This is a genomic window from Sorangium sp. So ce302 (assembly GCF_051530145.1).
GTDB lineage: Bacteria > Myxococcota_A > Polyangia > Polyangiales > Polyangiaceae > Sorangium > Sorangium cellulosum_B.
Map to the genome: position 1 here is coordinate 4,716,355 of NZ_CP150326.1, position 20,297 is coordinate 4,736,651.

The 20,297-nt window shown below is 71.6% G+C and carries 14 protein-coding genes and 1 tRNA gene; 8 read left to right on the forward strand and 7 right to left on the reverse strand.

All coding sequences use genetic code 11. The annotated features are described in order from the left end of the window. Positions 1 to 19: 19 nt before the first annotated feature. The gene (locus tag WME73_RS17860; RefSeq protein ID WP_437746646.1) at positions 20 to 454 is read left to right on the forward strand and encodes a DUF309 domain-containing protein; all 435 of its coding nucleotides are present in this window, start codon (positions 20 to 22) and stop codon (positions 452 to 454) included. Between the two features lie 208 nt (positions 455 to 662). Continuing rightward, positions 663 to 1,055 carry a response regulator gene (locus WME73_RS17865; RefSeq protein ID WP_231864879.1) on the forward strand — a complete coding sequence of 131 codons (393 nt, stop codon included), beginning with the start codon at positions 663 to 665 and terminating at the stop codon, positions 1,053 to 1,055. Between the two features lie 197 nt (positions 1,056 to 1,252). Here the strand turns inward: WME73_RS17865 and WME73_RS17870 are convergent, their stop codons facing one another. Next, positions 1,253 to 2,020: a hypothetical protein gene (locus tag WME73_RS17870; protein WP_437916449.1), complete on the reverse strand. Its 768-nt coding sequence runs from the start codon at positions 2,018 to 2,020 to the stop codon at positions 1,253 to 1,255. Between the two features lie 465 nt (positions 2,021 to 2,485). Between WME73_RS17870 and WME73_RS17875 the strand changes: the two genes are divergently transcribed. Next, on the forward strand, positions 2,486 to 2,932 hold the full coding sequence (locus WME73_RS17875) for an acyltransferase (protein WP_437746648.1): 447 nt from the start codon (positions 2,486 to 2,488) through the stop codon (positions 2,930 to 2,932). 179 nt (positions 2,933 to 3,111) lie between these two features. On the opposite strand, the gene WME73_RS17880 is transcribed toward WME73_RS17875, so the two are convergent. Beyond that, positions 3,112 to 4,614, reverse strand: a complete 1,503-nt coding sequence (locus WME73_RS17880; RefSeq protein WP_437916450.1) for a L,D-transpeptidase — start codon at positions 4,612 to 4,614, stop codon at positions 3,112 to 3,114. A gap of 4 nt (positions 4,615 to 4,618) precedes the next feature. Between WME73_RS17880 and WME73_RS17885 the strand changes: the two genes are divergently transcribed. Further along, positions 4,619 to 4,813 (forward strand): hypothetical protein, encoded by a 195-nt coding sequence (locus tag WME73_RS17885; RefSeq protein ID WP_437916451.1) that lies wholly within the window; start codon positions 4,619 to 4,621, stop codon positions 4,811 to 4,813. A gap of 491 nt (positions 4,814 to 5,304) precedes the next feature. Here WME73_RS17885 and WME73_RS17890 read toward each other — a convergent pair whose 3' ends face one another. Next, positions 5,305 to 6,060, reverse strand: coding sequence for a S1 RNA-binding domain-containing protein (locus WME73_RS17890; protein ID WP_437916452.1), 756 nt, complete (start codon positions 6,058 to 6,060; stop codon positions 5,305 to 5,307). 237 nt (positions 6,061 to 6,297) lie between these two features. Between WME73_RS17890 and WME73_RS17895 the strand changes: the two genes are divergently transcribed. From WME73_RS17895 to WME73_RS17910, 4 genes are all read left to right on the forward strand, one after another. Next, a tRNA-Lys gene (locus WME73_RS17895) sits at positions 6,298 to 6,370 on the forward strand. Positions 6,371 to 7,169: 799 nt separating this feature from the next. Then, the gene (locus WME73_RS17900) at positions 7,170 to 11,132 is read left to right on the forward strand and encodes an RHS repeat-associated core domain-containing protein (protein ID WP_437916453.1); all 3,963 of its coding nucleotides are present in this window, start codon (positions 7,170 to 7,172) and stop codon (positions 11,130 to 11,132) included. Then, positions 11,129 to 13,897, forward strand: coding sequence for a hypothetical protein (locus WME73_RS17905; RefSeq protein ID WP_437916454.1), 2,769 nt, complete (start codon positions 11,129 to 11,131; stop codon positions 13,895 to 13,897). The genes WME73_RS17900 and WME73_RS17905 overlap by 4 nt, the downstream gene beginning before the upstream one ends. 584 nt (positions 13,898 to 14,481) lie before the next feature. Then, complete coding sequence (locus tag WME73_RS17910; protein ID WP_437916455.1) at positions 14,482 to 15,597, forward strand: hypothetical protein; 1,116 nt, start codon at positions 14,482 to 14,484, stop codon at positions 15,595 to 15,597. A 209-nt stretch (positions 15,598 to 15,806) separates the two neighbouring features. Here WME73_RS17910 and WME73_RS17915 read toward each other — a convergent pair whose 3' ends face one another. The 4 genes from WME73_RS17915 to WME73_RS17930 all read right to left on the reverse strand — a co-directional run bounded on the left by WME73_RS17915 (position 15,807) and on the right by WME73_RS17930 (position 20,284). Beyond that, positions 15,807 to 16,853: a cytochrome-c peroxidase gene (locus tag WME73_RS17915; RefSeq protein ID WP_437916456.1), complete on the reverse strand. Its 1,047-nt coding sequence runs from the start codon at positions 16,851 to 16,853 to the stop codon at positions 15,807 to 15,809. After that, the gene (locus tag WME73_RS17920) at positions 16,850 to 17,836 is read right to left on the reverse strand and encodes an MbnP family protein (RefSeq protein WP_437916457.1); all 987 of its coding nucleotides are present in this window, start codon (positions 17,834 to 17,836) and stop codon (positions 16,850 to 16,852) included. Before WME73_RS17920 ends, WME73_RS17915 begins: the two co-directional genes overlap by 4 nt. Positions 17,837 to 18,488: 652 nt before the next feature. Further along, entirely contained in the window at positions 18,489 to 19,223 is a 735-nt protein-coding gene (locus tag WME73_RS17925) for a type 1 glutamine amidotransferase domain-containing protein (protein WP_437746656.1), read from the reverse strand. After that, complete coding sequence (locus WME73_RS17930; protein WP_437916458.1) at positions 19,202 to 20,284, reverse strand: alpha/beta fold hydrolase; 1,083 nt, start codon at positions 20,282 to 20,284, stop codon at positions 19,202 to 19,204. Before WME73_RS17930 ends, WME73_RS17925 begins: the two co-directional genes overlap by 22 nt. Positions 20,285 to 20,297: the final 13 nt, after the last annotated feature.

Sequence of the window (20,297 nt, forward strand, 5' to 3'; positions counted from 1 at the left end):
TCCGCTGTCGCTCCGCGCCATGAGCTCCTCCACCGACGCAGCGCTCGAAGCGATCGTCCAACGCGGGCTGGAAGCCTACCGCGCGGGGCGGTTCTTCGAGGCGCACGAGCTGTGGGAGTCCGGGTGGCGAGACGAGCCGGATCCCGTGAGGAAGACGTTTCTCCAGGGGCTCATCCTCGTCGCCGCGGCCCTTCACAAGCTCACGAGGATGCAGAGCCCACCGGGGGCGTTGCGCCTGCTCGACAAGGCGCGCGTTCGGCTCGCGGGCACGCCGGATGGCATGGGCGGGCTGGCGATCCCGCTGCTCGTCGACGACATTACCCGCGCAGCAGCCGTGATCGAGCAGCTCGCGAGCGGAGAGAGAACCGAGATCGACGCCTCGCTTCTGCCCAGGATGGAGATCGCGGGCGATGTCGCGCCGCCCTCGCCGTCCGGGGCGCGTTCGCGGCCGTGAGCGTCTGACCCGAACGGGCTCCGCAGTCGATATTGCGCTCGTCGCGTGCGACATGGGACGCGGGCGTGACATCGTTTGCCTGAGTGGTGTTCGCGCATGGGAAGCGCCCGTGTGGGGGGATATCGTGGCAGACGGGTACTGTGGAACCGGAGTGGAGGGGACGGCGAGCGCCGAGCCTCGGGCCAAGCTGCAAACCGAAAGGAGCCGCGTGACACGGCGCAAGCAGATCCTGATCGTGGACGACGACCAGGAGATCCGGGAAATGCTCGAGATCACGCTGGAGGAGGAGGGCTATGACGTCCTCTCGGCGAGCGACGGCGAGGCCGCGCTCGCGCTGCTGGAGCGCAACCGGCCGAATCTCATCCTGCTCGACATGCGCATGCCGGTGATGGACGGTTGGGGGTTCGCCCGCGCGTACGCGTCGTGTCCTGGTCCGCGCGCGCCCATCCTCGTGATGACGGCCGCGGTGGACGCCGGCACCTGGGCCCGCGAGGTGGGCGCGTGCGCGTCGGTCGCAAAGCCGTTCGATCTGAACCGCTTGCTCGATTCGATCGCGGCGCACGCGGGGTGCCCGTCCGGCCCGAGCCCGGCCTCGGCCTGAGCAGGTCCGGGCCGGGCGCGGGCCCGGCGCGCGCTTGACGGGGGTCATGCCGGGCGCGAGCCCGGCGCGCCGTCTGAACGAGGTATCTGAGCGGGGGTCATGCCGGGCGCGAGCCCGGCGCGCTGTCTGAGCGGGTGCATCCCCGGCATGAGCCCGACCGAGGCCGCGGCGGATCTGCCGAGGGGCTCGGCGGCGGATCAGCCGCCCGTGGCGCGGCGCATCGCGCAGAGGAGGTCGCCGCGGCACGGGTCGGTGGGAGCGCGGCGGTCGGTCGTGTTCGGCGCCGCAGGGCCCGGCCTGGCGCGCGTCGGCGCGGCTGCGCCCGTGGCCCGTACGCGGTTCTCCGGCGCGCGCTGCGAGGCGGCGACGCCGTCGGGCGCGTCGCCAGAGCTGTCGCGCTCGGCCGGAGGCGCTACCGGCGCGCGCTCGGCGGGCGCCTGGATGTGCGGGAGCCGCGCCTCGACCGCGCGGGCCGCGGTGGCGAGGCCGGCCGCCGCGCGAGGGCCGATGGCGGCGGCATCCGGGGCAGAGATGCCCGCCGTGAGGGCCGCGATCGCGGCGGCGCCTGCGAGCAGGACGGCGATCGAGCGGGCGCGCCACGCGCGCGCCGGCACGTCGAGCGCCGGCGCCTCAGGAACGGGTGCGGACGCGGGCGGCTCGCCGAACGGGAAGATCGGCAAGAGGTCGAGGACCTGGGGGCGGGCGCCCTCCTCGCCGGCCTTCAGCGCGGTGAGATCGATCTGCCCCGAGGAGGCGTCACACTCCTCGCTCGCGGCGCGCGCCGCGGGCGGGGTCGTGACGGCGGCATCCTCCGTGATCGCCGGCGTATCCAGCGAGGGCGCGTCCAGCGAGGGCGCGTCCAGCGAGGGCGCGTCCACCGAGAACGAGACCGATGTGTCTTCTCCGGGGCTGGTGGCGGCGGCTCGCGGTTCGTTCGTCCACTCCTCGTGCTGCGTGTACTTCATGGTTGCTCCCGCTTCAGCCGTATCGGTCGAGCGCTGGAGTCGCGCGCCTGCGCCGGCCGGTCGGCGTGTCCTTTCGAGATTTGGACATGCACACGCGCGCGTGCTTGGGCCCGCCGCGCGCCAAGGCCCACGCTGATCGGCGGCGGTCACCGAGCGCTGCGAGCGATTCCGCCCCGCGCGCGCGCCGGCGTTCGCCGCGTGCCTCGCGTCCGTCGCGCTCGCCGTGTTCGCCGCGACGCACGCGCCTGCTACCGAGGTCGGGGAGCACCTGAAGCGCGCCCGTCGGCGGCGTTCGCGATCTTGCGAGCGGGCTCGTGACGCCCATACTCTGGCCGCTCGGATCGCCGAGGGCGTGCAGCCGGCGGGCCTCATGACCGCGAGCGCTCGGGGAAGTTGGTTGCGATCGGGGCGTTCCTCGTCGAACAGAAGTTCCCACGCAAACGCGAATCGGATACTTGAGGTGAGATGAAACCTACACGGCTCTTCACGGTTCTGGGGGCGCTGATGTTCCCCCTTGCAGTGGCTCTGGTCACCAGCGGGTGCCCCAAGAAGGAAGAGGACGATGTTCCGCCGGTGCCCTCGGCGCCCGTCGTGCCGACGCCGGCCCCGACGCCGACCCCCACGACGCAGATCGTGCCCGAAGAGGACGCCGGGGCGGATGCGGCGGACGCCGACACGGCGGACGCGGACGCTGGAAAGAAGGTGGTCGGCACGGGCGATTCCAGCGGGATCCGCAAGTGCTGCGCGGCGCTGCGCCAGAACGCAAAGTCGGCCCCGCCCGAGCAGCAGGGCGGCTATCTCGCGGCCGCCTCGGCGTGCGACGGCCTGGCGAACTCGCCGCAGGGGCGGCAAGCGCTCTCGACCCTGCGCGGCCTCCTGGTCGGCGCGCAGATGCCGGCGTCCTGCCAGTAACGGGACGGACGGGAGGGCCAGCAGCGGTCGGGTGAGCGGCCCCCCGCCCAGCTTGCCAGATGCACCTGGCGAGCTGGGCCGGTCGTCCGGCTGTCGTGAGGGGGCCGGGGCAGCCGGAGCCATCTGCCGTGCGCGGAGCCGTCAGCCGTGCATGGAGCCGTCAGCCGTGCACGGAGCCGTCAGCCGTGCACATAGACGAGCGTTCCGCCGCCCTCGATGTTCATCGCTCCGTGCCACTCGGGCGGGACGGCGGGCTCGGTCCACTCGAAGAGCCAGGCCGCGTCGGCAGGGGCCAGGTTGATGCAGCCGTGGCTGCGCGCCTTGCCGAACTCGTCGTGCCAGTACGCGCCATGCAGCGCGTAACCCCCGTGGAAGTACTGGGTGTACGGCACGTCACGCAGGTCGAACGCCGCCTCGGACGCCTCGTCATCGCCGTCCATCGTGGTCGAGACGTGCTTCGCGTGGATGTAGAACGAGCCACGGACGGTGGCGTCGGTCTCCTCGGGATCGGCCATGCCGCTGCGACCGCTGGAGATGAGCGCCGCGAACACGGGGCGCGTGCCCTCGTAAGCGACGAGCATCTGGCGGCGGATCGAGATGTCGATCCACTTCTTGCCGTCGCGCGCGAACCCCTGAGGGTCCTTGCGCAGCTCGGCGATGACGAGGTGGTCGGCGGCGAGCCATGAGCCCTCGGTGGTCTCGAGCAGCCCCTTGGCGCCGCCACGCGTGCGGCCGGTGAGCACCCAGCCCGAGCGGTGCGGCGCGAGGCCCGCGTCGACGAGCGCGCGGCCCGACGCGGAGGGGCGCTGCCGCGTGGTGCCGTGGACGCGGACGAAGGCAGGGGCGCCCTTCAAGGCGGGATCGGGGCGGGGATCGGTGCCGGGCGGCGGGGGAGACAGCTCGTCGGCAGGCAGCTCGGCGATGGAGAAGCTCGCGGTGTCGACCGGTGGAGCGGCGGCGGGCGTCGGGGCGGCCGAGGACGTTGGGGATGCCGACGACGCCGCGGCGGCCGGGGATGCCGTGTCGGAGGCGCTCGCGGGGACCTCGGCGCCCTCGGCGTCGAGATCCTTGATGATCACGCCGCGCATCGCGCTGAGGCGCGCGGGGCGGGTGCGATCGAGCGGGATGAGGTCGAGCTCGGTCGTGAGGCCGAAGCGGCGGTTGGTCCACTCGAAGGTCGTGATCAGGCCGAAGGCGGAGCTCTCCTTGGTGCGGCCCGTATGCACCGAGTAGTGGAGCTTCTCCTCGGCGCCGTACGGCTTGGGGAGATCCCGGCCGGCGAGGAGGAACTCCGGCACGGGATCGAGCGGCAACGACGAGGGCGCGACAGCGGCACGGGCGAGGTGGACGCCGAGCGTGGACCCCTCGACGCGGCGCTGATCCTCGACGGTCGGGAGCCGGAAGTAGAGGTGCGGCGGGGGCGAGCCCGACATGACGTAGTAGTAAGGCACCGGCGCACCACGGCGCGGGCCGCGCACGGCGGCGGCGACCACCTGGTGCTCGAGCGCGAGCGACGCGCCCTTGCCGACGCAGACGTAACCGCGCGGCGCGATCCGGTACCAGCCGCCAGCACATCCGCCGGTGCCCGCAGGGAGCTCGGCCCGATCGACGACTGCGCCGGCGCGCAGGTAACCCAGCTTCGTCGAGCGCTCGTCGGGAGCGACGTAGATCCAGGTGCGCATCGCGATGCTGGCGATCTTCGCGCCCCGGCCCGGGAGCGTGGCTTCCTTCGAGGAGGGTGATGCGGCGGTCGGCGACGCGTGCGACGCAGGGGACACGGCGTCCGGCGCGGCGGATCCAGGAGAGGGGGCCAGCGCTTCGGGCGAGGGGAGACCCGGGGCCGCGAGGGCGGCACCGGTGGCGAGCGGGGCGGGCGCGTGAGCGGCGCCGGAGCGGTGATCGTCGGTGGCCCTGCCGGGCGGATCCTGGGACGGAGAGCAGGCCGCGGCCGTAAGGACGAGCGGGGAGGCGAAGGCGAAGGCGACGGCGAGAGCGCCAGAGCGGAGCAGGGCGCCGGAGTGCGCGCGGGAGGGCGCCGTGGCGCGTGAGCCGACGCGGGGGCGAGCGCGCGTGCGCGGGGAGCGCTGGGGTGCGGGCGGCGACTCGGGGGCGGAGGCTCGAGCGAGGGAAGGCATCGACGCGAAGGCGGAGGCAGGGACACCCAGGCCCGAGGTGCGAAGGCGCGCGGGGCCAGCGAGCCGGCGGGCAACGAGACGCCGAAGCTGGAGCCGCAAGGGGCTGAGCGGGCGAGGTGTATGCTGAACCGAGGGGGAGATGCAATCTCCTGCCGGCGGCGTGAGGACGGGGGAAGGAGAGGAGGGAGAGGGAGACGGGAGGGGGAGAGGGAAGACGGGACGAGGGGGGAAGAGGCGCTAGCGCTTGACCTTCTTCGCGAGCAGGTCACCCAGCGTGCCGAAGTTGCGAGGCGCAGGCTTGGCGCCCTTGTCGTTGCCGCCGCCGGAGCGCTCGCCCTTGGCGTACGACTCGAACTGGCCGCGCTCCTCGTCGACGCGGAGCGCGGAGATCGAGAGGCGGATCTTGCCGGACTCGTCCACGTTGAGGATCTTCGCCTCGACGTCCTGCCCCACCGTGAAGTGCTTCTTCAGGTCGGCGGAGCGAGGCGTCGCCGTCTCGGCCGTCGGGACGAGGCCGCGGCCCGAGCGGCCCGACGTGCCCGCGATCTGGACGAAGACGCCGTAACGCTCGATGCCCGTCACCTTGCCCTTGACCCGCGCTCCCTCGACGAGCAGCGGCGCGCCGCCCGCGGCAGGCGCGGAGACCGCGAGCGATGTCTCGCCGTCGCCGTCGTCTTTCGCGCGCACGACGACCGGAGTGAGGCGCACCTGGCCGGTGCCAGCGTCGACGCCGGATACCACGGCCGAGATGCGCGAGCCGACCGCGACCCGGAGGTTGCCGTCACCATCGGCGAGCGCCGGGCGCTCGAACATGCCCTCCTGCTTGCCGCCAAGATCCGCGAAGACGGCCTCGCGAGCGATCGCGACCACGGTCACCTCGACGGTCTCACCCGTGTGGTACTGGCGGCGGCGCTGCTTGCCAGCTCCTTCGGACTGCTCGAAGAGCGAAGCGAACGATTCCTTGGAGGCGGCGGAAGGGCGTGACGACGACATGGCGCGACCTCATAGCGCGAGGCGAGGGCGCGAGGAAGGCGGCGGTGAGCGGGAAGCGAGGGGAGAGGCGGGAGGAGGGGGGGAGGGAGAGGGAGGGGGCGGAAGCGGAAGGAGGGGGAGACGGGGGAGGGGGACGGGACTGGGGAGAGGACGGGGAGGGCGGAGAGCGGGGAGGCGGCGGGAACGGAAAGGTGGAACCTGGCGGGGGCTTCTGCTAGCTTCCGCGGCCGCTGAATCGGGTCGATAGCTCAGTCGGTAGAGCTGCGGACTTTTAATCCGTAGGTCCAGGGTTCGAGTCCCTGTCGACCCACTGAATGATTCCGAGAGGTTAGACGCGAAACCTCAGGTGGAATCGAGGCGGAGGTGGGCAGCTGCGCTGCCCACCCGGGCGTCTGGCGGACGGCGCCCTTGATGGCCGTCTCGCTCAGGTGCGCGTAGCGGTGCGTCGAGGCGATCGACGTGTGGCCGAGGCGCTCGCGGACCTCCTTCGAGCGTCCTGCGACGGCCCCAGCCGGCGATCAGCGAGCTGATACGTGGGGCCCTCTCCTCGCGCGCGAGCGGCCGGCGTGAGCCGACGCCCGAGGCGAGGCGAGCCGAGCCGCACGCTCGAGCGCGACGATCCGCGGTGCGCGCTACGTCGGGACGTCCTCCACGAAGTCGCCGTCGGTGCGTTCGCCTTCTCGCTCTCGGGGTCGCGCTCGCTGACGAGGTGGTACGCGAACAAGGATGCGAGTTCGCGGCCTCTGGTGGGCTGCTGCTCGGCCGCGTCGTCCCCGTGCGGCTGTGCGGTGGGGCTGCTCTGGTCATCGACGCACCAACCGCACGTGATGTCTCGTCGACCTGGCCGAGCTCCGAAGTTGGACGCGAACAGGTCGTGGTACCCGTCTCGGCAGGTGATGGCGGCGTCCTCGTTCCCATCGCGGCGAGACGCTATCGAGTCGACAGGAAATGGCCGCCGGCCCCGCTCGTCGTCTTGAGCTTCATGGGTATCCTCCTCGTCGATGCGCATTGCCCCGGGCTGCGAGCGTGTGGGTGCATCCGGGGGCCAGCAGGTGTACGTTCGTCTGGATCGCACGGCAGCAAGACCGCACGAGACCCGGGAGAAGACCATGGCCCGCACTGCGCCTGTACCGAACATCCCCGCCATCCCTGGAATGAACCCGGGCGTCTTCATCATGGGAGGGGGCGGGGCCGGCGGCGGGGGCGGTGGCGCTGGAGGAAACGGCTCTGGCGGTAAACAGGGCGGCAATGGATCCAACGGCGGCAAGGACGCCAGCGGCGGCGGGAAGTCCGGGTGTGGCAGCGCAGGCGGCGACGGCGCCGGCTGCCCGAACCACCATGGCGGCAAGAAATCGGGAATGGCTGCGAAGGGCGACCCGGTCGACGTGGTGACGGGCCGGGTGTTCACGATTCCCGCCGTCGATCTCGAGCTTCCGGGGCCGCTGCCGCTCTCGATCGTGCGGTCCTACACCACCGCGGCGTTCGAGCGCGACGTCGGGCTGGGGTTCGGGTGGAGCCACTCGCTGGCGTGGGAGATCGAGGTGCGGCAGCGCATCCTCCGCGTCTGGACCGACGATGGGCCGGTCGATCTCGACGCGATCCCCGTGGGCGCCGGCGCGGCGGGCCCCCACGGATGGGTCCTCGCCCGGGAGGAGCGCGGCTTCGTCCTCGATACCGGCGATGGCCGCTGGTACGTGTTCGCCGAAGCGGCCGGGAAGCGGTTCCGGCTCACCGCGATCAAGGACCGATTCAACAACGAGATCAGGCTCTCGTACCGCGAGGGCGTGCTCGCCGAGATCACCGACAGCGTCGGCCGGATCGTCCGGGTCCGGCGGGCGCCCGACGGGCGCATCGGCGCCTTCGAGATCAAGAACGCGCGGGAGCGCGGTGTCTGGGTGCCTCTCGCGCAGTACAGCTACGACGCGGCCGGGGATCTCACGTCCGCGACCGACGCGGACGGATACACGACGCGCTATACGTACCAGGAACACCTCCTCACCTCCCATACGAGCCCTACCGGGCTCACGTTCTCATTCCGCTACGACGATCGGCGCCGCTGCGTCGAGACGTGGGGCGCTTACGACGATGGGCGTGACCGCAGCCTGGCGGAGGACGTGCCGACGCGCCTGGCCGACGGCAAGACCGTCGCCAGAGGCATCTACCACTGCAAGCTGGAGTTCGGAGAGGACGGATACGTCGAAGTCGCGGACTCCATCACGGTTCATCGCTACTTCGGGAACCGCTTCGGCAAGCTCGACAAGGCCGTGAGCGCCGGGGCCGTGTTCAGCCGGACGTACGACGAGCACGGGCACCTCCGGACGTTCGTCGATCCGGTCGGCGCGATGACCGTCTGGCAGCGGGATCGCCTCGGCCGCGAGCTCTCCATCACCGATCCGCTCGGTCGAATGACGAAAATCGAGCGCGATCCGGACGGGCATATCCGCCGAGCGATCGATCCGGCGGGCGGCGTCACCGAGATCGGGCGGACGCCCGACGGGCTCATCTGGACCGACCCCCTCGGGGCGGTGTTCCAGGTACGCCAGGACGCGCGCGGGCGGCTTATCGAGACGGTGGCGCCGAACGGCGGCCGCACGACGTACCTCTATGACGATCTCGGGAACATGGTCGAGAAGACCGACGCGCTCGGGGGCAAGACGCAGCTCGCCTATGACTACTGGGGTCGGTGCCGCTCGATCCGGGATACGAGCGGCGCGGTGCTGTCGTACACCTATGACAATCGCGGCAACCTCACCGGCGCCTATCGGCCCGACGGCGGGACGACCCGCTACGAATACGACGGTATGGGGGACTGCACCGCGGTCCTCCAGCCAAACCAGCAGGTGACCCGGTTCGTGCGAGGCGGCTTCCACAAGCTCTGCGAGGTGCACAAGCCGAACGGAGAGATCACACGGTTCCGGTACAACCGTGAGGGGCGCCTCGTCGAGATCCAGAACGCGCTCGGGGAGCGCCACAGGATCGAGCTCGACGCCGCGGGGATGGTGACCAGCGAGCGTGGGTTCGACGGGCGCGTGTCTCGAACCAAGTACGATTACAATGGCCGGGTCATCTCCTTCCAGAACGCCGCGGGCGAGAGGACGGAGTACACGTACGACCTCGCCGGGCAGCTCGTGGCGCGCACCTTCGATGACGGCAGCGTCGAGAGGTTCACGTACGACGACCGCGGCGACGTGATCGCCGCCGAGAGCCCCGCCGGTTCGTTCACGTATGAGCGCAACGCCGTCGGCTGGGTCGTGTCCGAGACCCAGATCGTGGGAGGCGAGGCCGCGACCGTCCGGCGCACCTTCGATCTCATGGGTGATGTCGTCGAACGCACCACGTCGTTCGGCCACTCCGCCAGGTGGATTCGCAACGTCGGCGGGCTCGCGGAGAGGGTGATCCTCGACGGAAGAGACGAGGTCCGGATCGCTTACGACGCCGCGGGGCGTGAGGTCTGCCGCGCGCTCCCGCGAGGCGGCCGGATCGAGAGCGCGTGGGACCTGATGGATCGCCTCGTCGAACGGCGCGTCTGCTCGCCGTCGAGCCGCGTGCACGTCGGGCCGAGCGAACCGGAATGGGTGGGCCCGGCCCCGGCGTCGGTGACGGTGCACCAGGCGTACCGATACTCGCCTGCGTCGGAGCTCGTCGAGGCGTGGGACCAGGCGTACGGCACGCGCCGCTTCGAGTACGACCCTGCGAGCCAGATCCTGGCGAACGTCCCGGAGCACGAGCGCGCCGAGCTCTTTCGCTACGACGCCTGCGGGAACGTGTTCGACGTCGCCGCTGGCAAGAAGGATCGCTCGTACGGTCCTGGAAATCGTTTGCTCAGGAAGGGAGACACCGAGCTCCTCTGGGACGACGACGCGCGCCTCAAGGAGACGCGGGCCAGGACCCCCGCCGGAGCGCTCGAGGTCACCCAATACGCGTGGGACGCGCGTGGGCTCTTGCAGTCGGTCGAGCGCGCCGACGGCACGGTCGTGGAGTTCTCGTACGATCCGGACGCCCGGCGCGTCGCCAAGCGGGTCTCCCGGCGGCTCTCGACCGGCGAGCTGCGGCCGGAGAGCGCGACGAGGTTCGTCTGGGATGGCGCCGAGCTCGTGCACGAGATCCGGCAGGTCACGGGCGACGCGGCTGCCCACGCCGTGCCAACCGTGGATGCGCGCACGTACGTCTTCGAGGGCGGCGCGCCGTGGGCGCAGCGCGCCGGGGAGGGCGAATGGTATCATTACCTGAACGACGAGATCGGTACGCCGGAGCGGCTCGTCGGCCCCGACGGCGCCGTCGCGTGCGAGCTGCGGCGGAGCGCCTGGGGAAAGGTCGAGCCCGCGCGCGACGCGTTGGCGCCGGTGTCGACGCCGATCCGCTTTCGTGGGCAGTACTGGGACGATGAGATCGGCCTCTGCTACAACCGTAACCGCTATTACGATCCCGAGGCGGGTCGCTATATCAGCGCGGATCCAATCGGGATCTTCGGCGGTCTCAATGGATTCGCGTACGCGGAAAACCAGCCGACGCGGCTCATCGATCCGGACGGGCTCATGGCCAAGGCCTCGAGCGAGATCGAGACCGCCGGCGGCAAGAGGCACCGCGGATCGAGCGCGTTCGGGGGGCCGCTCGACCCCGCGCTCCAGACCGCGGTCGACAATGCCCACAAGAAGTTCGATGAGGGCCAGGTGGCGGGGCCGAAGCCATCGAGCGCCGGACAGTGTGCCGAGATCGAGGCGCTGAACAACCTGGCGAAAGACATACGGCAGGACCGCCAGAAGAACGGTAAGACATTGAAAGACCCCGCGGCCGAAGACACCGAGATCAGGAAGGAGATGCAGAAACAGGTGAAGGAGGGCAAGATGACGACCAAGACGGACAAGGACGGTCTGCTCATGGATCCGTGCAAGTTCTGCGCGCAGGTCATGCGTGAGCTCGGCCTTCACCCGGCGAACAACGGGGGCACTGGCAAGAAGAACGGTGTCATCGGCTCGGACGGCAAGGCGTGGAACGGCAATGTCTGGCACAAGGGACGCTCCATGCCGTTCAGGACCGCTCCCTCGAGCACACCGCCCTTCGCAGGCACATGATCCCTCCTTCGCGAGCACCGGATGCGCCGGCCGCTGGCCCGGCGGCGGCGGAGCGCGGCGTCCTCGCCTTCTGGCGCGAGGTCGAGCGCTGCCGCTGCGCCCCCCTCGGCGGGAAGGCCCGCGCTGGGGCCGTGGCGGGCCTCGAAGGGTGGCTGGAGCGTGGCGGTGCGCGCGCGGCGCTGCTCGGGCCGAGCGGGCGCGGCAAGTCGATGCTGCTGGGCGCGTGGGCGCTGGAGCTGGCCCGCGCGGGCCGGTACGAGATCGCGTTCGTCCCCGTGAGCCGCCGGTTCGGTACGGCGCTGGAGCCTACGGCGCTGAACCTCCTTTATGCGCGCGTGACTCCGTTCCTGAGGTCGCCGCGGCGCGCCGGCGAGCGGCCGCACGGGGTGGAGGAGATGCGGCGCGACCTTGCGAGCATGCTCGAGGAGGGCCGCCCGCCTGAAGAGAGGCCGCTCATGGTGATCCTCGATGGGATCGACGAGGCCGTCGCGTGGAGCGCCGATGCCGCGCAGCGCTTCCTGCGAGATCTCGGCCCCGGCGTGCGCGCCGTGCTGTCGGCGCGCTCGATCGAGGCGCTCGGAGGGCTCCGGGAGGGGACGGAGGTGGTCTCGCTGCCGCCGATCGCGGTCGACGAGGTCGCGGAGGCGATCGGGCGGAGGCTCGGCCAGCTGCCGGCCAGCGTGAAGGACGAGGTCGCACGGGTGAGCGGCGGGGAGCCGCTCCTCGTGGAGGCGCTCGTCGAGGCCTTCGCGCAGGATCCCGCGGCTGTGGCGTCGGCGCTCGCGAGCGCTCCCGCCGGAGCTCCGGGGGTCCTCGATCTCTGCGCCGGCGGCGCGATCCGCCCCGTATTGCCATGGCTTGCAGGCGCGCTCGGGCCGATCGAGACGGAGGAGCTCCTCGCGATATCGACGGTGCGCGGTGGCGCCTGGAACGAGCTGAGCGGACCGCTCGTCGACGCCGGAGAGCCGGGCCTCGCGCTCCGTCACCCGGCCTGGGCGGAGGCCATCGAAGCGCGGCTCGCGCCGCACGAGCGCGCGGCGGTCGATCGCCGGTTCGCCGACCACGGGAAGCGCGCGTTCGCGTCGGGCACGGTCTCCGACTACGTATGCCGGAACTGGCGCGCTCACCTGGAGCGGGTCGGCGCGAGCCTCGCAGAGCGGATCGAGCTGGCCTCGAGGGCGTGGCTCGACGTGTGGAGGACACGCCCGGATGGCTCGTCCGGGTTCATCGCCGACGTGGACGCGACGGCGGCGTGCGCGGCGAGCCTTCTGGTCGATGCCGCGGCGGGAGGCGATGTCCTGGCGGCGCTGGCCGCGCGGGTCCGCTGCTTGCTCATCACGAGCGCGGTGCGGGCGATCCTTGGCTTCGAGGAGACGCGGCGCGCGCTGGCCGCGCTGGCGGCGCAGGACGACGAGGAGGAGGAAGGGGCCCAGGGAGGCGAGGGCTCCGCCGGACCCCACATCGAGATGCCGCGTGTGGGCGAGGACATCCTCGATGCTGGACGGCCGATCGCCGACGCCTCGGAGCGCGCCGGTGCCCTGATCCGGCTGGCGCACGAGCTGCCCGACGCCGAGCGCGCCGTCGTGCTCGGCTGGGCGCTCGAGGCCGCCAGCGAGGAGCACGCCGGCGGGGGCGCGCTCGCCGCCGTGGCGTGGGCGCTCGACGGGCAGGCGCGCCTGATGACGGCGCGCGAGGCGGCGGCGCGGCTTGGTCGCGAGCGGACCGAGGAGAGCCGGAGCGCGCGCGTGTCCCTGGCGGCGCTGCTGCCCGAGGCCGAGGCGCTCGACCTCGGTCGCGAGGCGTTCGCCGAGGTCCCGGCCGACGCGAGGAGCGACGAGCTGCCGCGGCTCTCGGAGGCCGCCGCGCGATGGTCTCCCGCGGCGGTGCGCGGGCTCTGGGCATGGTCCGAGGCGCTGCCCCCCTCGGAGCGGCACATGGTCCTCGCTCGCCTCGCTTCAGGGCTGCCCGCGGAGGAGCGGGAAGCGGGCGCGTCGGAGGCGCTGGGGCTCGCGCTGTCGCTGCTCGCGGGCGACGCGCTTCCGCCGGACGCGTGCTGGAGCATCTGCGCGCTCGCGCCGCACGCACCTGCCGGCGCCGCGTCCGCGCTGGTCCAGGCGTGCGCGGCTGCGGCCGGCCTCCACCTCCCGGTGGTGAAGGCCGTCGCCGCGCGCCTCTGCGATCTGGGGCGCGTGGAGGATGCGCTCGCGCTGGTGGACACGCTGCCTCAGCCGTCGGACCGGATCGAGGCGCGATCCGCGCTGCTCGCGCACCTGCCCGCCGCGGTCCGCGAGGCCGCCTGGGCCCAGCTGTCGGGCGATCTGCGGGCGAGCGACGGCGCGCGCCTGCTCTTCGAGCGGAACGCCGCTGCGTGGACCCGGGCTCTCGGGGCCGATGCGGTCCTCGACCTGTCACGCGGGATCGGCGCCAACTGGCCAGCCCTGGTCGCGATCGCCGTGGCCTCGTCGGACGACGCGCCGGCGATTGCGCGCGATCTGGTCGAGCGCGCTCTGGAGCAGCCGAGCGACGAGGACGAGGCGCTCTTCGCGCTGATCCCGCTGGCCGCCTCGATGACCGAGCCGCACGCGCGCCGCGTCTGCCAGAGACTCCTGAACGAGCTCGGCTGGAAGCCGCGGCCCGATCTCCTCGACGACTGGACGAAGGACGACCTCGGGCACCTGGCGCCGTTGTTCGCCCGCGTCGCTGGACCGCAGGGCGTCGTCGCGGTGGCCCGGGAGATCGTCGACGTTTGCCGGTGGCTGCCCTGAGCGTCCGCGTGGAGATGTCGCGCGCCGAGCCCTTCAGGCCTCATCTCCGCGGCGTACTCGCAGCTGCCACCGGGCCATAGTCGCTGACAGGCCTTGAGGGCACGCGCCCCGACGCCGCCCGCGTAGCGAACAGGCCGCCATGGATGACAGGCGGCGCAACGAGGCTGTGGCCTCGAGGGGGCTCACGATTCGATGGGACGACCTGCGCGACGTGCTCTGTACAGTCGAGGCTTCGACGCATCCATCGCCGCAATCTACGCATCGCCGGGCCGGACTTCCCGAGGAGCTCCTCGGCAACACGGGTCAACTGCCCAAACCCGGGTGAGCTGCCCACCCCGCCTGCGGCTCACAAAGCATTGCGAGAAGTCGACTAATTTTCTCGTTGTAGCCATCCTATTTTTACGTCGCGCTCGCTCTATGCGGACGATTTTTGGTGCCCATCGCGTTGGCCCGTGGGGTAGGAGTGGCTGAAACGGCTTCATGAACGCGAACATCGAAACCCAGGTCGCTCACGACCTCCGCACAGGTAAGCACGTGACGCCGCACAACATCGAGACTCTCCTCGCTGAGACGACCTGGCACACATGAGCGAGTACCAGTGGTACGAGTTCGTCGCGCTCGATCGTCCCCTCACGCCGAAGCAGATGGCGGAGCTCAGGGACATCTCGACGCGCGCCGACATCACGCCCACGCGCTTCTGGAACGAGTACCAGTGGGGTAACCTCAAGGCCGACCCGGCGAAGCTCCTCGAGCGCTATTTCGACGCGCACCTCTACTTCGCCAACTGGGGTACGCGGCGGCTGATGTTCCGGCTGCCGGCGGCACGCGTCGACGAGAAGCAGCTCCACCCGTACTTCCCCGGTGGCGCCGCGTGCATGACGAAGGCCGGCGAGCACGTCGTGATCGAGCTGGTGAGCGACACCGAGGAGCCCGAGGACGACTTCACGAGCGGCGTGTCGCTCGCGTCGCTGGCACCCGTGCGGAGCGAGCTCCTGCGCGGAGATCTGCGCGCCGCGTACCTCGCCTGGCTCCTCGCCGTCGAGGCGGGCGACGTCGAGGACGACGAGACAGAGCCGCCGCTGCCGCCGGGGCTCCGGGAGCTCTCCGCGCCGCTCGAGGCGATGGTCGGCTTCCTTCGCCTCGACGGCGACCTCCTGTCGGCCGCGGCGGAGCCGAGCGGCGCGGAGCCGGAGGATGCCGACGCGCTCCGCGCGTGGGTCGGCGCGCTCCCCGCGCGCACCAAGGATCAGTGGCTACGGCGCGCGGTGGACGAACCGGAGCTCGCGCTCGGAGCCGAGCTGCGCCGCGCGTTCCGTGCTCGGGTGAAGGCGAAAACAACCAGGGCTCCACGAACCGTCGCGGAGCTGCGTGCCGCGGCCGAGGAGCGTCGCGAGAAGAGAGAGCGCGCCGAGGCGCTCCGCGCCGACCGGTCGCGCAAGGCCGCAGAGGCCGCCCGGACGAAGCAGCTCGACGCGCTCGCCAAGCGGCTCGACGCAGCGTGGAGCGAGCTGGAGGCCCTGGTCGCGAAGAGCGCCTACGACGAGGCGCTGAAGCTGGCGATCGACCTTCGCGACCTTGCCGCCCGCGTCGGGACGAGCGCAGCGTTCACGGAGAGGTTCAAGGCGATGCGGAAGCGACAGTCGCGGCGCCGGGGCTTCTTCGAGCGCTGGAAGCGGGAGAACGAGCCGAGGCGATGGTAAGAAAAGACGATGGCCGAGTGAGGCGCCTGCCGCAGCCAGCGCCAGGTCGACCTCCTCGGAGCGATGGCAGCCTCGGATCTGGAGCGCCTCGCGCTACATCGGGCGGCGATGACCGTGATCATCGAGACGATGGATCTGGTCGACGACTCCCGACATGAGCGCGGTGTTCGCGGCGATCGAGCGCGTGTACCTCGCGCTCGCCCTGCCGCTCAGGGGCGGTACCGCGGATCGTCGAGGAAGGCGCGATCGCTCAGCGACCGCAGGAACGCCACCAGATCGGCCTTCTCGTCCGGAGAGAGCCCCAGCTCATCGATCTGCGGATCGGTGGAGACATGGCCCAGCCCGCCGCGATCGTAATGGTCGACCACCTCCTCCAGCGTCGCCAGCGATCCGTCGTGCATGTAGGGGGCGCTCGCCGCGATGTTCCGCAAACCGGGCACCTTGAATTTGCCGAGATCCCCCGTCCGTCCGGTGATCCCTTGCCGCCCGACGTCGCCGCCGTCGAGGTAAGTGCCGTTGTTGAAGAAGCCTTCGTTGGTGAGCATTCCGGACGGGTGGCAATGGAAGCAGCCTGTCCGCTCGGTCAGGAACAGCGCCTCGCCGCGGCGCTCGGCGTCTCCAAAGGTCGTGTCGTCCCCGCGCCGGTGCCGGTCGTAAGGGCTGTCGGCGCTGACGATCGAACGGAGGAAGCTGGCGATGGCCTTGCGCAAGGACTCCTCGCCGGGAGGCCCGCCATAGGCATCCTTGAACGCCTTCACGTAGACGTCATCGGCGGCGACACGAGCCACGGCCTCGGCGAGCGGTAGATCCATCTCGTCGGGGTTCTCGATGGGCTTTCCCACCTGCTCTTCCAGGGTGGCCGCGCGGCCATCCCAGAAGAAGCTCTCGCCCCAGGCCAGGTTCACCAGCGCGGGCGCGTTCCGCTGTCCCAGGCGACCGTCGACCCCCCGGGAGACGGGGTCCGGATCGGCGAAGGCGTACTCCTGTCGGTGGCAGCTCGCGCACGCGATCTCGCCGGTGCGAGAGAGGCGCTTGTCGAAGAAGAGCCTTTTACCGAGCTGGGCCCTCGCCTCGGTGAGCGCGTTGTCGGCCGGCGCTCTGGCCGCCGCGGTGCGCGCGGGAAACCCGGCGGGGATGGCGCCCGTGACGAGCGGCGGCAAAGGTCCAGGGGCCCCCGGCCCGTCGTCGCCGCATCCGCCCGCGAGGAGCAGCGCCGCCAGGCCGATGGCCCCGCCACGGTTGGAGCTCGGCGTCACGGACCGAAGGTGAACACCGTCAGATCGGGGAGGCCGCGCCGCAGGCGCTCACCCGCGAGGAGCTCGTCTCCCACGGGCCCGGGCGGCGGGACGAACCCGGTCATGTCGACGTCCGCCGTGGCGCCCCCGAAGACCTCGTCCATGACGATCCGGACGACCTTGCCCGTCGAGCCGCTCGCGGGCACGGACAGCGCGCCTCGTACCTCGACCCTGGGGGCTAGATCCTCGAACAGGTTGCCTCCCATGTGGACCGCCGGCGGAACCGTGGCCGTCTCTCCGTCCGGATCGTCGGAACCACCCTCACCCTCGGCCGGCGGAGCCACGCTGCCCTCGTAGCGCAGGAAGAGGTAGCCGGTGTGCGGCCACGTCATCTGGGAGGCTTCCGACAGAGGCGCGACGTTCGCTTCGGGCCGGGAGACGTTGCAGGTCTGGTGCAAGCCCCAGATGAAGCTGACGCCTTCGTAGCTGCCAGCCGGAGCGCGCAGCCGGAGCGCGGCCGAACCCGGGTCCTCGGCGTTGTAGAAGTGGACCCCGTAAGGGGTGGGGGCGCCGTCCGGGCCGACGATATCGACCGGCACGAGGTCGCCGTCCGCCCCGATCAGCGCCGCGTGCGAGGCGTAGAAGCGAACGTTGAGCGGCGTGACCGTGCTGCCGTCCGGCGCGACGTTCGGCTCGCCGAACAGGAACGGCTCACCGCCGAGGACGAGCTCGAACGCGAGCTCGACGAGTGTGCCCTCGGTCCTGATGGACGCCGGCTGCTCTGCGCAACCGGTCGGCCAGGTGGCCTCGGCCTGGCCGCCCGCGCCGCCGGCGCCGGGTTGGGCGGCCGCTCCACCCGCGCTGCTCGCTCCACCGGACCCATCGGGCTCGCTGCCGCCCGCACCGCCGGTCCCGGACTCGATTGGCTGATTCGAGCCCCCGCCGCAAGCGGCTGCGGCGCCCAATAGCAATCCGAACAACCGGAACGAGCCAGGAGATTTCATCGTGGGATCGATTGTACGCGATGACGCACCACACGGGAACAGATGACGCATCGCCGGGATCTTGCTGGGCGAGACGCGGATGGATGGTGCGGGCGGCTCTACGCCGCCGGGCCGGCCAGCACCATTGTGCCAGGGCGGTGCGCGCACGAAGAGGGGCGCTCTGCCGCATGACGGCGGGCGGTGACACGCAGGGCAATGGGGCACAGCCACGCGGCGTCCCCATCACCGCGCTGGCGCTCCTCCGGCGCTCCGACATAGGCGTTTGTTCTCGAGCGGGCCGCCGGCAAAGTGCGACCGTGATCCGGCGCGGCTCAAGCCGCCTTGGACACCTCGCGCAGCTCGGCCGGCTCCTGGTCCCATCCCCGAGAGCTGATCACGTTCATGAGATCTGGTGCCGGGCATCAATCCCGCAGCCCCGTGGCCGGGCCGGCGCTGCCTCGCTCGGCGTGGACGGCACGCGCACTCGCACATGTTCTGGCCTTGCGACGCCCCCGACCTGGCGCCCTGGCCGCCGGAGCTGCCCGTCCCGCCGGCGGGACTCTGGCTCGGACCGACGCCGCCCTGCCTCGTGCCGGAGGAAGAGCCCGTGCCGTGAAGGTTCGATGTCGGTCCTCCCAGGAAGCAGGTGCCGAGGTGCCATGGCGCGGGGTCGTCACGCCTGCCTGGCGAGCCGCCGGAGCGCGAGGATCCCGGCTCCGAGCACCGCCGCCGCTCCGAGGAGCCGGCGCACGGTGTAGGCCCTCGACAGGGCCTCCATCCCGGCCACGGCCCACGGGGGAGGCGCGCTTTGCTGCGGGGCCGAGATCGCGTGTGACGCCGATCCCTTCGGCGCTGCCGAATCGCGCTCCGCGAAGAGCTCGATCATCGCGCGCGTGAAAGCGGCCAGATCGTGCGGACCGCGGCTAGAAACCCAGTTCCCGTCGCGCACGATGGCCTCGTCGCGCCAGACGGCGCCGGCATTCACGAGATCGTCCCGAATGCCAGGCCATGACGTGAGCTGCCGCCCGTTCAGGCGCCCCGCCGACGCGAGCACCCACGGGCCGTGGCAGAGCGTGGCGATCGGCTTCCCCGCCTCGTCGATGGCCCTGACGAACTCCCGCGCCGCTCGGCTCTGCCTGAGGAGGTCGGGGTTGATGAAGCCGCCCGGCAAGAGCAGGGCGTCGTAGTCGGCCGGAGCCGCTTGCTCCACCGTCCGATCGACGCGCACCGTACGGCCGGGCCAGTACAGGTTCAGGCCGCGGATCTTCCCGCGTCGGAGCGAGAGCACCTCGACGTGGGCCCCCTCGGCGCGGAGCGCCTTCGTCGGGATCGTCAGCTCGACCTGCTCGAATCCATCGGTCGCGAGCACCGCGACGTGCAACCCTTTCAGCCTTTTTCGAAACAGCATCTTCGACCTCGTGACGCGCGAGCGCGCACCTCGGGCTCATTGCAAGGTGTATGCTCCCGAGGCGTGCCGGCGACCGCGCGCCGGCGGTCGCGCTCGAATAGCTCGCGCTCCAGCTCGAACGTCTCGAGCCCTGTCCGGACCGGCCATGGGGTGCCGGTCACGACCTCGACGACCTCGGCGATCACCTCCGGCGCGCGCAGGACGCGCCGGTGGCCGAGGCCGCGGGTCGACATGAGCCGCGCGCCCGGCCAGCGATCGGCGAGCGCCGCGCCTGCCTCGAACGACACCTCGCGATCGTCGCGGTCGTGCACGACGAACAGCGGCGCGTTCATCCGCGGGGCCGCAGAGAGCGCGTCGAGGTCCGCGAGCGGCACGCCGTAGCGCGCCTCGAGGCGGGCGACCATGCGGCGCCGGACGGCCTCGTCGATGCCGAGGAGCTTCGCGAAATGCTGGGTGTAGCGGACCGCGCTGATCGGCGGCGCGATGAACACGAGCCTCGGCGCCGGAGCGCCCGCGCGCCGGACGGACGCCGCGCGGGACAGGGCATACGTCGTCGCGGCGCCCCCGATCGAGTGCGCGACGATGGCGTGGACGGGCCCGACCTCGTCCATCGCGACGGTGACCGCGCGGGCCAGCTCCACGAGCGTGGCCGACCGGCTCGGCCCATCGCCGTGCCCCGGCGCGTCGAACGTCACCGCGCGAAAGCCCAGCTCCACGAGCGGCCTCACGAACGCGCCGAGCTGGCTCCCCCGCCCCTCCCAGCCGTGCACGAGCAGCACGGTCGGCCCGTGCCCCCACGACCACGCGGGCAGCGCCTCCGCGCCCCATGGCAGCGAGAAGCGCGCCGCGCCGGCGAGGATCTCCTCCTCCCAGGCCGGGCGCGCGTGCCGGCGCGGAGAGCGGAACAGCCGTTCGGCCGCCAGGGAGGCCAGATCCGGCGCGGCCTTGTTGAGGAGCTTGAACCCGAACCGGATCCCACCGCGCAGGAGGACCTGCCGCGGATCAGCACGAACGATCGTTCTATTCTTGGACGACGAATGGACCTGATTGGCTTCCTGCATGACGGACCTCCTC

Coding starts and splice junctions, on each gene's coding strand:
- WME73_RS17910 (WP_437916455.1), top strand. CDS start 14,482: ATGAGCGAGTACCAGTGGTACGAGTTCGTCGCGCTCGATCGTCCCCTC.
- WME73_RS17860 (WP_437746646.1), top strand. CDS start 20: ATGAGCTCCTCCACCGACGCAGCGCTCGAAGCGATCGTCCAACGCGGG.
- WME73_RS17925 (WP_437746656.1), bottom strand. CDS start 19,223: ATGCTGTTTCGAAAAAGGCTGAAAGGGTTGCACGTCGCGGTGCTCGCG.
- WME73_RS17880 (WP_437916450.1), bottom strand. CDS start 4,614: ATGCGCACCTGGATCTACGTCGCTCCCGACGAGCGCTCGACGAAGCTG.
- WME73_RS17890 (WP_437916452.1), bottom strand. CDS start 6,060: ATGTCGTCGTCACGCCCTTCCGCCGCCTCCAAGGAATCGTTCGCTTCG.
- WME73_RS17875 (WP_437746648.1), top strand. CDS start 2,486: ATGAAACCTACACGGCTCTTCACGGTTCTGGGGGCGCTGATGTTCCCC.
- WME73_RS17905 (WP_437916454.1), top strand. CDS start 11,129: ATGATCCCTCCTTCGCGAGCACCGGATGCGCCGGCCGCTGGCCCGGCG.
- WME73_RS17920 (WP_437916457.1), bottom strand. CDS start 17,836: ATGAAATCTCCTGGCTCGTTCCGGTTGTTCGGATTGCTATTGGGCGCC.
- WME73_RS17885 (WP_437916451.1), top strand. CDS start 4,619: ATGCTGGCGATCTTCGCGCCCCGGCCCGGGAGCGTGGCTTCCTTCGAG.
- WME73_RS17870 (WP_437916449.1), bottom strand. CDS start 2,020: ATGAAGTACACGCAGCACGAGGAGTGGACGAACGAACCGCGAGCCGCC.
- WME73_RS17930 (WP_437916458.1), bottom strand. CDS start 20,284: ATGCAGGAAGCCAATCAGGTCCATTCGTCGTCCAAGAATAGAACGATC.
- WME73_RS17900 (WP_437916453.1), top strand. CDS start 7,170: ATGGCCCGCACTGCGCCTGTACCGAACATCCCCGCCATCCCTGGAATG.